The 12,475-nt window shown below is 36.8% G+C and carries 13 protein-coding genes, 1 tRNA gene and 1 pseudogene; 5 read left to right on the top strand and 10 right to left on the bottom strand.

What is annotated here, in order from left to right; genetic code table 11:
• Positions 1–29 precede the first annotated feature (29 nt).
• Positions 30–524 (bottom strand): hypothetical protein, encoded by a 495-nt coding sequence (locus EJF25_RS14295; RefSeq protein ID WP_125041733.1) that lies wholly within the window; start codon positions 522–524, stop codon positions 30–32.
• A 316-nt stretch (positions 525–840) separates the two neighbouring features.
• Between EJF25_RS14295 and EJF25_RS14300 the strand changes: the two genes are divergently transcribed.
• Positions 841–2,349, top strand: a complete 1,509-nt coding sequence (locus EJF25_RS14300) for a hypothetical protein (RefSeq protein WP_125041734.1) — start codon at positions 841–843, stop codon at positions 2,347–2,349.
• Between the two features lie 257 nt (positions 2,350–2,606).
• On the opposite strand, the gene EJF25_RS14305 is transcribed toward EJF25_RS14300, so the two are convergent.
• Positions 2,607–3,746, bottom strand: coding sequence for a DNA alkylation repair protein (locus tag EJF25_RS14305; protein WP_125041735.1), 1,140 nt, complete (start codon positions 3,744–3,746; stop codon positions 2,607–2,609).
• 511 nt (positions 3,747–4,257) lie between these two features.
• On the opposite strand from EJF25_RS14305, the gene EJF25_RS14310 reads away from it, so the two are divergent.
• Positions 4,258–5,142, top strand: coding sequence for a DMT family transporter (locus EJF25_RS14310; RefSeq protein WP_125041736.1), 885 nt, complete (start codon positions 4,258–4,260; stop codon positions 5,140–5,142).
• A gap of 49 nt (positions 5,143–5,191) precedes the next feature.
• Here the strand turns inward: EJF25_RS14310 and EJF25_RS14315 are convergent.
• Positions 5,192–5,265 (bottom strand) — tRNA-Thr (locus EJF25_RS14315).
• A 100-nt stretch (positions 5,266–5,365) separates the two neighbouring features.
• Between EJF25_RS14315 and EJF25_RS14320 the strand changes: the two genes are divergently transcribed.
• Positions 5,366–5,971 (top strand): TlpA family protein disulfide reductase, encoded by a 606-nt coding sequence (locus EJF25_RS14320; RefSeq protein ID WP_125041737.1) that lies wholly within the window; start codon positions 5,366–5,368, stop codon positions 5,969–5,971.
• A 109-nt stretch (positions 5,972–6,080) separates the two neighbouring features.
• On the opposite strand, the gene EJF25_RS14325 is transcribed toward EJF25_RS14320, so the two are convergent.
• The gene (locus EJF25_RS14325) at positions 6,081–6,812 is read right to left on the bottom strand and encodes a class I SAM-dependent methyltransferase (RefSeq protein ID WP_125041738.1); all 732 of its coding nucleotides are present in this window, start codon (positions 6,810–6,812) and stop codon (positions 6,081–6,083) included.
• A gap of 102 nt (positions 6,813–6,914) precedes the next feature.
• Between EJF25_RS14325 and EJF25_RS14330 the strand changes: the two genes are divergently transcribed.
• The gene (locus EJF25_RS14330) at positions 6,915–7,100 is read left to right on the top strand and encodes a hypothetical protein (protein ID WP_077153643.1); all 186 of its coding nucleotides are present in this window, start codon (positions 6,915–6,917) and stop codon (positions 7,098–7,100) included.
• Positions 7,101–7,106: 6 nt separating this feature from the next.
• Complete coding sequence (locus EJF25_RS14335; protein ID WP_125041739.1) at positions 7,107–7,586, top strand: DUF3592 domain-containing protein; 480 nt, start codon at positions 7,107–7,109, stop codon at positions 7,584–7,586.
• A 60-nt stretch (positions 7,587–7,646) separates the two neighbouring features.
• Here EJF25_RS14335 and EJF25_RS14340 read toward each other — a convergent pair whose 3' ends face one another.
• From EJF25_RS14340 to EJF25_RS14365, 6 genes and pseudogenes are all read right to left on the bottom strand, one after another.
• A complete protein-coding gene (locus tag EJF25_RS14340; protein ID WP_125041740.1) occupies positions 7,647–8,024 on the bottom strand; it encodes a VOC family protein in 378 nt (125 codons plus the stop codon).
• A 15-nt stretch (positions 8,025–8,039) separates the two neighbouring features.
• A complete protein-coding gene (locus EJF25_RS14345; protein WP_125041741.1) occupies positions 8,040–9,113 on the bottom strand; it encodes a DUF4468 domain-containing protein in 1,074 nt (357 codons plus the stop codon).
• Between the two features lie 13 nt (positions 9,114–9,126).
• Positions 9,127–9,857, bottom strand: a pseudogene (locus EJF25_RS14350) (MBL fold metallo-hydrolase).
• 67 nt (positions 9,858–9,924) lie between these two features.
• Positions 9,925–10,569 (bottom strand): pyridoxamine 5'-phosphate oxidase, encoded by a 645-nt coding sequence (pdxH, locus tag EJF25_RS14355; protein ID WP_125041742.1) that lies wholly within the window; start codon positions 10,567–10,569, stop codon positions 9,925–9,927.
• A 30-nt stretch (positions 10,570–10,599) separates the two neighbouring features.
• Complete coding sequence (locus EJF25_RS14360) at positions 10,600–11,304, bottom strand: pirin family protein (protein WP_125041743.1); 705 nt, start codon at positions 11,302–11,304, stop codon at positions 10,600–10,602.
• A gap of 59 nt (positions 11,305–11,363) precedes the next feature.
• Positions 11,364–12,365 (bottom strand): 2-hydroxyacid dehydrogenase, encoded by a 1,002-nt coding sequence (locus EJF25_RS14365; protein ID WP_125041744.1) that lies wholly within the window; start codon positions 12,363–12,365, stop codon positions 11,364–11,366.
• Between the last annotated feature and the right edge of the window lie 110 nt (positions 12,366–12,475).

A 12,475-nucleotide genomic window follows, 5' to 3' on the forward strand; every position in this document is an offset into this window, starting at 1 on the left:
ATCATTGATTGTATTATTGTGCAAAAGACTTATTGTATGCGCACCGCATATAAATCTGCATTTATATGCCATCCACCGTCATCTTTTACGGTAATATTCTGCCAATGAAATGTGTTATCCTCAATCTTGATGAAAACCCATTTCTTTTTATTGTCGTCAATATTCGTAAGAACTATCATATTGTCTTGTTTTCTTGCTTCAAGTCGTATGATTTTTCCAGTATAACAATAGGCAATATCCCAAACGTGTGTAGCGGGATTGTAGACACGAAGCGTCGTACCGTATTCGGTGAGAGGATGTGGTATTTCTGTTTTTGTTTCTCGCGAAGGTAAAATAATAACATCTTGTATTGCCATACCCTCAAGGACCCACGAGAAATGCCATTCTCCTTTAGTCGAACAGGATATGTTGTGGTCGGTATAATCAAATTCCCAACTACCAATCAGTTTCCCGAAATAATTAAACTCTTCGGACACTTCTACACTCTTACTGTTGCTTGTCAGCGTTTCAATAAAGTATTTCATATATTAATCCTTCTCGTTATATAAATTATCTCTTTAAAAAGACGAAGAAATTTGCTTATTGGTGAGATTCATGGGTAGAGATAACTCAATAAGCAGGTTACTCCATAAAAACTTATTAGTCAACGAAGATATAAATAAAAATCTATATATTTACATAGTATAGATATAAGTAGCATAATTGTCATTTTCTCAACCTATGTATTTTATAGAAATTGTCTAACATATTTGAGTGACTCCCGATTATTATTTAAAAAAAATGTCGTATATTTGAAAGTTACATCTATCCCATAGAAATAACGTTAAACTATTAATAGATATGGAAAAGAAATCGGCTTCGGAAGAAACAATAAATCTACTATATAATAATATGGGAGTTAATATTGAGTTACTATTTCCTTCTTTGTGCAACTGTGTTGATACAATAAAGCAGTTAAAAGTAAGTGTATCGAGAAGAAGTGCTGATTATCGTGCTGAATTATTGTTGACAATGTTAGAAATAAAAGTTTTCGCCATCACTATACAATTAGATATTTTCACATTTTTAAGAGCTGATTTTCGTACCAAACATCCATGCGAGAAACGAATCAATCTAAAATATGTCAATGTCGCTATTTTAGAAGGGTGTAAATATATACAAGGATTTGGAAAAGATACTAAACACAGTAAATTGTCGATATTACGAGAAATTGGGCAATCTAATGATGATAGTGAATTATGTATTGATGTTTTGTCATTGAAAAACTCATTGGATGATTTTCTAAAACTATACAACAATCTCAATGATAAAACAAATAGAGATTTAGCCCTTCATTATGATCAAAATCCTTTAAAAGTTTACGAATTCCTTGAGCAAATTAGCGAAGAGGTAGAAGTGAGTCGAGTAATCAAATGGTTTGATGTATTAAAGGTAGTATCTCAGACTACAGAGAAGTATATTAAAAAATATGAATCAATGCTATCTGAAAATTTAGATAGTTCTAGTTTTATTGTTGATATGTATAAGCAAATCAATATTTTCCCCGATAAAGATAATAAAATTTATAATAGTACAGATGAGATAATCAGAACATATAGCAATCGCCTTGACAGTATAATTAGGAATTGTAGATTGTCTGAAAAAATAGGCAAGACAATGAATTCAAAATTTCAAATAGATGTAGGTGCAATTAAACAGTTTTGTCAACCTCTGATACATGATGTATATCCGGGAATACACATACATTATATATATTTAGATTTAGCTTGTGCATTAAAAGCATACTTTACTTCTGAGTCGTTCGTTGAAAGACAGCTAAATTTACGAAGAATTACCGTAATTCTTTATGATGGATTTGCTCGAATATATGGCTACAATGATGCGCAAAAGGATCAATCATTTTGGAAGGGGATTTGCTCAAATCTGCAACATTCTGAGGATGTTGAAACTAAGAAGTTGCTGATTAAAACACAAAAGGTTCTCGATGATTTATCAAAAGATCAATCAATCAATAATCCCACTTTGCGAGAATGTTTTATTCATTATAGAAAAGGCAAAATAGATAATGTGATAAAATTACACGAAGAAACAATGAAGGCTTTCCCAATAGCTGAAATGGCAAAATCAATGAAACTATTAATTGTTTTACCTGACATTATTAAGCTTAATGCCACTTCTTTGGCTGTTGTTAATAGATCTTTGGAGCAAAGTTTTGAGGAAAAGAAAAATGAGAATAGGGATAGCTTATATAGCATATTAGATATGATTCCAAACGCTGAACTAAAGAAGAAGTTTAAGAATGATATTATTGATAAATTTGAGGATATATTGATTAAGTTCAAAAGATAAATCTTGCTCTACAAGAGTTGCTTACTGTCTATCTATTCTGCGGAGCATATCAGCGCTATTTTGCCACCCAAGGATACTACTCTACTCGGCAGAAAAAATGACCTGACCGTTTAGAGGCGACTTCTTCTTTTGTCATCATAGTAATTTCATTTGCGGATAAAGGTAAGCGGTCAAGCCAGATCAGAAAACATGTAGTTCACAGGAGGCTTACAATATAACTCTTCAAATGATTAAACCTTCGTTATGCGCAGTACTTATTATTCAATTAGTTCAAAATTATATTTTTCAAATTCATTTCCGTTGATTATTACAGCAACTTGGTGAAGTCCGAGATGAAATTTCCTTGTTGTTACTAGACGAAAAGAGTGTTTCCGAGTAATTGGTGTTATAGAATTCTTGGCGTAGTCTTTTTCGCTGATTTTATGAACTTTCTTTGCTAGTGTTCCATTTGCTTTTTGGTAGTAAATTCCGTATTCAAGTCGTATTTTGGCTTTCTTATTATTGTTGTTCAATAGGTTAAAACTAAACTCTAATGAATCTCCAACTTTAACTTTAGAGCTTGAAATTTGAAAGTTCTCAATATTAATATTTTTTACAATAGAATTAAAGCCAAACAACTCCATTACTTCTAAATTACCTTGTTTTAAGAGTGTCCGACAGGCATGTTTAATAATCCAATCTACTTCTTTTGATTCTCCTTGCCATCTTTTTACCAAATCAATTACTGTTTCGGGATTATCTTTCGCGATATCATTCAAATTATTGGCAACACTTAATCTCACAAATCTTGACGGGTCATTTTTAAGATTTTCCAAAATAGGAATGATTGGTGCAGGATTTGCTTTCAAATTTGGCAAAGCTATTGCCCAAGGAAGGCGCGGACGACACCCTTCTGATGCAAGTCGTCTTACTCCCCAATGCTCGTGCTTCGACCAAACTAACATTTGTTTCATCATTTCATCCGGATATTTTATAATAAAAGGATGAACAGCAAATTCGCAACTTGTAAACTGGGTGATTCTCTCTATCGCTTTGACAGACGTTTCATAATCATCCAACCCATATTGTTCCACATAATTATCCAAAATTGCCCCATATTCTAGTGTTAAGCCATACTTTGTGTCATCTATTCTTGAAAAATCAGGCTGTGTATTTTTAACACAATCCAATAACTCAAGTATTTTAGCAATCGCATCTTTGTAATTTGTAGGTAAAAACTTTTTTAGGATGGTTGTAATGTGCATAATGCGTTGTTTGTATTCTCTGTTATCCCATTCATTATCCATTGTTTGGGACACAAACTCATGAGCATCGAAATCGTTGATAACGAATTTCAAGTCTTTCGTAAATCTATCGAAAAACTGCTTGTTGTACATGTTTTTAAAAGCTTCTGCCATATTTCTCTTTTTATGTTTTGTTAGATTTCAGGGGATAGGCTATGTATGATCATAAATAACAATTATTTAGTTTTGGTATCATCTTTACAAAGGTATCGTTTTTTGCGAGAAATTCGTAATTGTTAGTACGATTAATGTTTTAAACAGTTTCTTGTTTTCCACTTCTTTCGGTTCCAACCATCTAGTTCTATTATCACTTATTACATTATTTCGAGTAAGTATCTTAAAGGTAAAAATGAATAAAGATACTATTACAGAAAGGACGAATTCATTTGAGTATACAAGAAAACGGGTGGTTATCGTGTATGTAATTTTTTTGTTGTTTGGGAGGGACTTCCCGTTATTTTCACACCAGTTCTACAAATGATGTGGAGAAAGTAAGATAGTCTTATGCTAAATTAGATATTTATATTTGAATAATTATGATAATCAGCAAAAAAGTACGATTTTTGTATTGAGATTCGATTTTATTATCGAAAATAAGAATATAGAAGACAAAACAGATCATGTTATGAATCGTATAAAAGGCATATTGTATGCAGCGGCATCTTCCTCCACTTTTGGATTGGCTCCGTTTTTTTCTATCACGCTGTTGCTGGCAGGCTTTTCATCTTTCGAGGTACTTTCCTATCGTTGGGGAGTAGCTGCTATTACTTTGACAATCATCGGTATGCTCTCAGGATGTAATTTCCGGTTGGATAGAAGGGATTTTATTGTCGTGTTCTGTTTAAGTTTATTTCGGGCTGCCACTTCTTTTAGCTTGATTGTCGCTTATCAGAATATTGCGAGTGGAGTTGCATCTACTATTCATTTTATGTATCCGTTGGCTGTTGCGTTAGTGATGATGTTCTTTTTTGGGGAGAAGAAATCTATTTGGGTGATTATTGCTGTTTTGATGTCACTGTTTGGAGCATCAATGCTTTCTTCAGGAGAGCTGAATGTTGAGAATGGAAATACAGCAATCGGATTAATTTGGGCCTGTGTTTCTGTCTTTTCTTATGCAGGCTATATTATCGGAGTTCGGAAAACGAGAGCAGTGCAGATTAATTCCACCGTTCTGACTTGTTATGTCATGGGGATGGGAACTATTTTCTATCTAATAGGAGCCGGCTGTACATCCGGACTCCGGATGGTAACAGATGGATATACCTGGTTGATTATTTTGGGGCTTGCTTTACCGGCTACAGCTATTTCTAATATTACTCTGGTACAGGCTATCAAATATGCAGGTCCTACACTAACCTCTATTTTAGGAGCTATGGAACCTTTGACAGCCGTAGTCATAGGTGTTTTGGCTTTTCATGAGCTTTTTACCATGAACAGTGCCGTTGGTATTTTGTTAATTCTATTGGCAGTAGGTATTGTGGTATTTCGTGAGCGGAAAATCAAAGGTTAGAATAGGGGCAATAAAAAATACCGCATGAAGCGGCATTCGGTTTTGAGAGAGCCTCTTGTCGGATTCGAACCAACGACCCCGAGATTACAAATCACGTGCTCTGGCCAACTGAGCTAAAGAGGCATTTTTTCTTTTGCGGGTGCAAAGGTAAAAATATCTTTTTAATTTGCAAATACCAAGTTTACTTTTTTTATATTTGCAATCTAACTAATAGTCATAAAAGATGAAGAAGAAAATGATGAGTGTATGTGGTATGGCGTTTTTAGCCATCAGTTTAATCGCCTGTTCCGGTCAGAAGAAAGGAACAGAAACGGTTGAAACAGTGACAGATAGTGTGAAAATAGCAAGTGATACAATTGCTGTAGAAGCAGATAAAGCAGGATATATAGTAAAAGTAGGTGAAATGGCTCCTGATTTTACTATCATATTGACTGACGGTAAGCAAGTAACCTTGTCTTCTCTTCGTGGCAAAGTGGTTATGTTGCAATTTACGGCAAGTTGGTGCGGAGTATGTCGTAAAGAAATGCCATTTATTGAAAAAGATATTTGGTTGAAGCATAAGGACAATGCCGATTTTGCTTTGATTGGCATTGATCGCGACGAACCTCTGGATAAAGTTCTTGCTTTTGCTAAGTCTACAGGAGTTACTTATCCCTTGGGATTAGATCCCGGTGCTGATATTTTTGCAAAATATGCGCTGCGGGATGCAGGAATAACAAGAAATGTCTTGATTGATCGTGAAGGACGAATTGTGATGCTGACACGTTTGTATAATGAAGAGGAGTTTACATCACTTGTAGAAAAGATCAATGAAATGCTGAAACAGTAATATTCTTATTTTCCGTTGAAACAGAGGGGAAGAAATATCGGATGAGTCAAAATGAATCACTTGTATATTCCCCTCTTTGCTATTCTCTTTCCAAATAAAGTCGGATTCTTTAAATAATACTCAACTTAGCCAAATAGTCATAGTGTTTCCCTTCCTTGACTAACTCTGCTTTAAATCCGCACTCAGAAGCATATAAACTGAGTGTTTGGAAATCTACGTATAGCCAATCAAATGTCTCTCCTTTAATTTCCTTGTATTGCATCTGAAAATCGATCTCTCCGTAATAATCACCGGCAAGGTCAATAAGCATACTTCCGTCTTCTTCTTCGAAAAGATAACGCAGGTCGCTGGAATCCATTAAAATACATCCATTCGGACGTAGGATACGTTTCATTCGTTGGAAGAAAGCTGGCATATTACTAAGCCTTCCGATGATACCTGAACCATTCATAAGCATTAAGATAGTATCAAATGATTCGGTGAATGTCTCATCAAAAAGATTGATGAGGCGGCAATCTTTTACACCGCGCTTTTTCATCACATCGACAGAAAGTGGTGAAATATCGATAGCACAGACTTTTTTTTCCATTTCCTGAAGTGCTAAAGCATGACAACCGCTTCCTGCACCGACATCCAGAACATGTCCATTAGCCATTTGAAGGGCAGTACGTTCCAGCAAAGGCATAGCTTGCATATTACGAAAAAGTTGCTTTACCGGAATCTCATCCTCATCGAATTGGGAAGAGAATACACGCAAACGATCGGCTTTGCGATGATTGAAATAATCGGCTATTGCAGCACCCATCGGGTCTTTTTCAGCAGGAAGGATGATTGTTTCCATTTTGGTGGTATAAGATTGTTTAATTGGCAAAGATAGATATTTCCATAGAAAAAGGGTTATCTTTGCAGTCGAAAAAATAAATCACTAGTAGATGGTTAGTATATGAGTATAGAAGATGCAATTATGGGTGGAATCGTTTTTAAAGGTAAGAAAGACGGTCCGAAACAAGAGGAAAAGGTGAAAACGAAAGCGAAAAAGGCAACATATATTCGTGGACAACATGGCTCTGGAGCTGCGAAGATGAAAGCCGAGATTCGTAGAAAAAGAGCTAACCGACATAAAAAATAAGAGGAAATGAATATAATTATTAGTTTATTAGTGTTTGTATTAGGATTGAAAGGCTATTTTATGCTGCTTAAATTGGAACGTCTTTGGATTAGTTTAAGAGGTATTCTGGTAAAATTTGATGGTAGCGTGTATGGTAAAGTAGTGGAAGTTAATTTCTATACGAAAGAATTTGCAGGGAAGGAGATTAAGCTATGTGAACCTAAGATTGAATACAAATTAGAAGGAAAGGACGAAACATATTGTCGTAATATCAGTGCAACCGGAATATATTATCGCAATGAGAAGCACAGTCTTATATGTGGAGCAAAGAATTTCAAGGTAGGAGATAAGGTAACTGTTTATTATGATTCCAAAGATGCAGATAACTTGTTTGTCCAACCGAGGAGGCAGTTAACTCGTAAATTTTTTACTATGTTTTTTCCAGGGTGTCTATACCTTGCAATTGCTGTTGGATGGGTATATCTACTTATAAATCAAATGATATAAAATAAATGATATAAAAAAGCGGGGCAGAACTTAAATGTTCTGCCCCGCTTTTTTATATCATTACTTCTGCGGAAGAATTTCAATCCAATAATCGTCTGGGTCGTTGATGAAATAGAGCCCCATGGCGGTATTTTCAAAACAAACGCAATTCATTTCTTTGTGATATTGGCGTATCGCTTCGTAATCACCGGCTACGCGGAAGCATAAATGACTTTCGTTTTCTCCCAGTTCGTAAGGTTCCGGATGAGCTTTCAGCCATGTCAGTTCCAGTAGAAATCCGGTTTCATTATCCGTCAGATATACTAGGATGAACGAACCGTCGGAAGCCTCTTTCCGGTGATGTTCCTTTAAGCCCAGTGCTTTCTCGTAGAAAGCGATACTTCTTTCCAGATTCGTTACATTAATATTGAAATGATCGAATTTGCTTTTGATTTCCATTTTTTCTAATCCAATTTATTTCTTCATCAAGATTTTAGTGATTTCTCCAACATAAGTGCGAGGCTGTCCGGATTTGGCATCTTGTACACTCAGTTTCTTACATTCAATAACAGCTGTCGGAGTAGTTTGGTTCGGAGCATAAAGTTTTAATGTGTAATTTCCTGCTTTATCCATTGTTTCATAAGGTTGATCGGCAGATAATGAACAGTAAGCAACTACCTTACCAGACTGTTTACCTAAAGCACCACCGGCGTTGGCTGTCATGTTCGTCATATTGAATTCATCATTACCAATAGAAATCACTAACTTACAATTGCCAATCAAAGCATATAATTCTGCTGGAATTTGTTTCAGATCAACTTCGGTATAACCCGGCATATCTGCAGATTCTTTTCCGGTTGTAGTAATTTTACCACCCTGACCTATAACCACCGGACCCTCTCCGGCAACAATGGAAGTAGCTTTATTTTCTTCCTCTTTTTTCTTCTGGGCTTTTGGACGGGTATCCGGTGCTCCGAAAGCTACGGCTACATCAAAAAACAAGTCATCAGCGAAGTCTACAGTTTTTCTACGCCATTTTGCCATTGCACGTACCAATTTCTTTTTATCTTTTTTAAGAGCATATTTATCGGTGATCCATTCTTCAGCCTTATAATTTTCCGTATCGCGGTAGTTATAACGAATCTTTTCCAACTCAACGCGACAACTGTTTGGCATACAGGTAACTGTAATCTGATAGTTCATCAAAGAACGGTCTAACATCAGAGCTGCGGATCTGAACACTAACCATTCTTCACCTACTCCGGCAATGGTTCCTTCTGCTTGGTTTTCATAAACCACACGACTGTCCTGATTATTATTTTCTTTCAGACGTTCTGTTATCCACTTTTTCATAGTGTCATAGATTTGTGCTTGACTCATTCCGGGAATCTGGAATTCTTTTGAGAATACTACTTTACCATCTACTTCCGGAACGGCTCCCGCAAGATATCTGGTATCATCTCTTTTTTCTTTTAAAGATTCAGCTCTCGTTGCCATCGGCAAACCTACGAGAAACAGTGTAAGAAACAGAATTGCTAACTTCTTCATAATTATTATGTGTTTATTGGGTTATTTCAAAGCTTTCTCCCCGGTGGGTGATGTTGATGAAACGACACCCGGCTTCTTCGGCAAAATTGTAGAACGCGTTACCACCTTCATAATCTTCGCTGAAGTGCATGGGCACAAATATAGTAGTTTTTATTTGTTCGATGAACTGTTTTGCACCTTTCATGTAATTTTTTCCCATTCTACGGTCCACAGGAAATAGTACCAGATCGATATTCGGTGCTTTTTCTTTTAAATATTTAACTTCTGCAAGAAAGTCTCCATTAGCCTTTCGTATTTCTTCTTCCGTTGATTCTTCACTCCAATGCCAATTGTTCAGATCGCCTGCATGGAAAATGCTCCACCCTTGCAAATGAAGCAGGAACGAACTTCCCACATCCGTTGAGCCGAAAGCGTCGATTCGAATCGTATCGTCTTCGTATGTTTCCCCTTTTGTATATAGATAGCATCTTCGGTTTTTGCACGATGATGTTTTAGGATGTCTTTAGAAAAAATATAGTGGATATCAGGACGCTGTTCTTTCCAAGTTAGTATTTCACGATTGAAATGGTCGGGATGAAAATGAGTGGACAATACATACAATTTACCTGGTCTTTTAAGCAGGCGGTCATGAACAATTCCCCGGTTTCGTTCAGTTTCCGAAGAATCTTTGTAGTAGTCTATAATCACAGTTACGCCTTCGGCTTCGATGGCGAAACCACTATGATAAATATAATCCAGTATCATACACTGTTCATTTATAGGTTGCAATATTAAGTATTCTAATTGGAGTAGCCAAAAAAAATCGACGAAATCAGGGAGCAAGCCGACTGATTTCCCAATTGTCCTTTGACTCAAGAGTATATAGAAAACGATCGTGTAACCGGTTAGGTCTTCCTTGCCAGAATTCTATTCTTGTCGGAGTAACGGCATAACCTCCCCAATTTTCCGGTCTTTCCACTTCTTTACCTATCCATCGGGCTGCTTCTTTCACGAATGTACGTATCAATTGCATCCGGCTGGCGATAGGTTGGCTTTGTGGCGATATCCGCGCTCCGATCCGGCTTTTGTAAGGCCGCTGGCGGAAATACTCATCCGATTCTTTCGAAGAAATTTTCGTTGCCTTCCCTTCTATATGTACTTGCCTTTCGAGTTCGTGCCAAACGAAGGAGAGGGAGATAAATGGATTATGTGCTAACTGCTTTCCTTTTCGGCTGTCATAATTCGTATAAAAAATAAATTTTCCATCACTCAGCCCTTTTAACAATACAGTACGAGTGGATGGTTTGCCATCTGCCGACACTGTACCTATCATAACGGCTGTCGGTTCATTTACTTTAGCGTCGATTGCTTCTTGCAGCCAACGGTCAAAAAGCAAAAGCGGGTTGCCGGGAAGTTCGCTTTCCCTCAACCCGCCTTTGGTATATTCCTGCCGGATTCCGGCTAGACTTATTTTCATAATTGAATAGTTACGATTAACATGATTATTCTACATCGGTACTTCGATCAATAAGATATGTGAATCTTTTAAAGTCTCCAATTCGATACTTTTAGTATCATAAATTCCTATTCCGTCACGACGTTTCAGAACTTCACCCTCTACAACGATTTCTCCTTCAATGAGGAAAATGTAGACTCCGGCATGACTTTGGTGCATATGATAACCAAGTTTCTTTCCGGCTTCTACTTTACCGATAGAGAACCAAGTATCTTGCAATAACGAAGCAGGAGTACTTCCGTCAGGCGATACGATAACAGCCAATTCATTGGGACGTTCCAGATCCCGGATACTGAAATCCTGATAAACGGGGCGAGTATTCCGTTCTCTTGGCATAATCCATATTTGTAGAAATTCTACAGGTTCTACAGGGCTGGCATTCATTTCGCTATGAAAGATTCCTGTTCCGGCACTCATTACCTGAATGTCTCCAACAGTGATAATCCGGCTGTTTTTCTTGCTGTCTCCATGTTGCAAATGTCCTTTTAGCGGGATAGAGACAATTTCCATATTTTTATGAGGATGGGTCTGAAATCCTTCTCCGGGTGCTACCTTGTCGTCATTCAATACACGAAGCGCACCGAAATTGATGCGGTCGGAATCGAAATATTCATCGAAGCTGAAAGTATGATAACTATCCAACCAATCATATTTCGAATGTCCTCGCGTTTCTGCTTTATGTATTACTTTTTTCATAAATCTCTCCTTTTTTAATGTTTATATGTTTTCAAAACAATAGGAGAATTAGAAAAGTTCTATTTCTTCACTTCATTTAGCAAAGGCTTATGAAGAATAAAATCTTTGATATTTTGTAATGTTGTCATAGCGATGTTCTCCATTGCTTCTTTGGTAAAGAAAGCTTGGTGGGAAGTGACAATCACGTTGTTGAATGAAAGCAGACGTGCCAGTACATCGTCGTCGATAATACGGTCGGACTGGTCTTCATAGAAATATTCGCTTTCTTCTTCATATACATCCAATCCGGCAGAGCCAATCTTCTTGTTTTTTAAACCTTCAATCAGGGCGTTGGTATGAATTAACTGTCCACGACCGGTATTAATAATCATTACACCATCTTTCATTTTACTGATAGAATAGTCGTTGATAAGATATTTGGTCTGCTCGGTAAGGGGACAATGAAGAGAGATTATATCAGAACTATGGTATAATTCATCCAGCGAAGTATATACGATCTGTTCTTCACGAGCAAAGTTATAGTCAGGATAAAGGTCGTAGGCTAATATGTTCATACCGAATCCTTTTAGAATATGAATCAGGATTTTGGCAATTTTACCCGTACCGATGATACCCGCTGTCTTTCCATGCATATCGAATCCCATTAATCCGTGAAGCGAAAAGTTTCCGTCTTTGGTACGCCAGGTGGCACGTGGTATCTTTCGGTTTAATGATAACATGAGGGCGACAGTATATTCCGCTACAGCGTAAGGTGAATAAGCCGGTACACGTACAACAGTAATGTTGTTTATCGCTGCCGCATTCAGGTCTACGTTGTTGAATCCGGCACAGCGCAGGGCAATTAACTTTACTCCGTTAGCTGCCATGATGCGCATTACTTCAGCGTCGGCAACATCATTGACAAAAATACATACGGCATCTACTCCTTGTGTAAGAAGTACATTGTTCTTATTCAGATGTCCTTTATAATATCGAAGTTCAAATCCGAACTCTTTATTTTTATTGTTGAAAGAAGCTTCATCGTAGGGTTTTGTTCCGAAGAAAGCAATTGTATAGGCCATAATGATCTGTTTTTATTATGAATAATAAACGCTCGGATTAGCTGATTTGTTCATCTTTAAATCTTCTATAAACATGAATCGTTTCATGAGAAACAGTTTTTGTTTTCAAT

Source organism: Bacteroides faecalis, from assembly GCF_003865075.1.
GTDB lineage: Bacteria > Bacteroidota > Bacteroidia > Bacteroidales > Bacteroidaceae > Bacteroides > Bacteroides faecalis.

Coding starts and splice junctions, on each gene's coding strand:
- EJF25_RS14360 (WP_125041743.1), bottom strand. CDS start 11,304: ATGAAAAAAGTAATACATAAAGCAGAAACGCGAGGACATTCGAAATAT.
- EJF25_RS14365 (WP_125041744.1), bottom strand. CDS start 12,365: ATGGCCTATACAATTGCTTTCTTCGGAACAAAACCCTACGATGAAGCT.
- EJF25_RS14300 (WP_125041734.1), top strand. CDS start 841: ATGGAAAAGAAATCGGCTTCGGAAGAAACAATAAATCTACTATATAAT.
- pdxH (WP_125041742.1), bottom strand. CDS start 10,569: ATGAAAATAAGTCTAGCCGGAATCCGGCAGGAATATACCAAAGGCGGG.
- EJF25_RS14340 (WP_125041740.1), bottom strand. CDS start 8,024: ATGGAAATCAAAAGCAAATTCGATCATTTCAATATTAATGTAACGAAT.
- EJF25_RS14335 (WP_125041739.1), top strand. CDS start 7,107: ATGAATATAATTATTAGTTTATTAGTGTTTGTATTAGGATTGAAAGGC.
- EJF25_RS14295 (WP_125041733.1), bottom strand. CDS start 524: ATGAAATACTTTATTGAAACGCTGACAAGCAACAGTAAGAGTGTAGAA.
- EJF25_RS14345 (WP_125041741.1), bottom strand. CDS start 9,113: ATGAAGAAGTTAGCAATTCTGTTTCTTACACTGTTTCTCGTAGGTTTG.
- EJF25_RS14310 (WP_125041736.1), top strand. CDS start 4,258: ATGAATCGTATAAAAGGCATATTGTATGCAGCGGCATCTTCCTCCACT.
- EJF25_RS14305 (WP_125041735.1), bottom strand. CDS start 3,746: ATGGCAGAAGCTTTTAAAAACATGTACAACAAGCAGTTTTTCGATAGA.
- EJF25_RS14330 (WP_077153643.1), top strand. CDS start 6,915: ATGAGTATAGAAGATGCAATTATGGGTGGAATCGTTTTTAAAGGTAAG.
- EJF25_RS14325 (WP_125041738.1), bottom strand. CDS start 6,812: ATGGAAACAATCATCCTTCCTGCTGAAAAAGACCCGATGGGTGCTGCA.
- EJF25_RS14320 (WP_125041737.1), top strand. CDS start 5,366: ATGAAGAAGAAAATGATGAGTGTATGTGGTATGGCGTTTTTAGCCATC.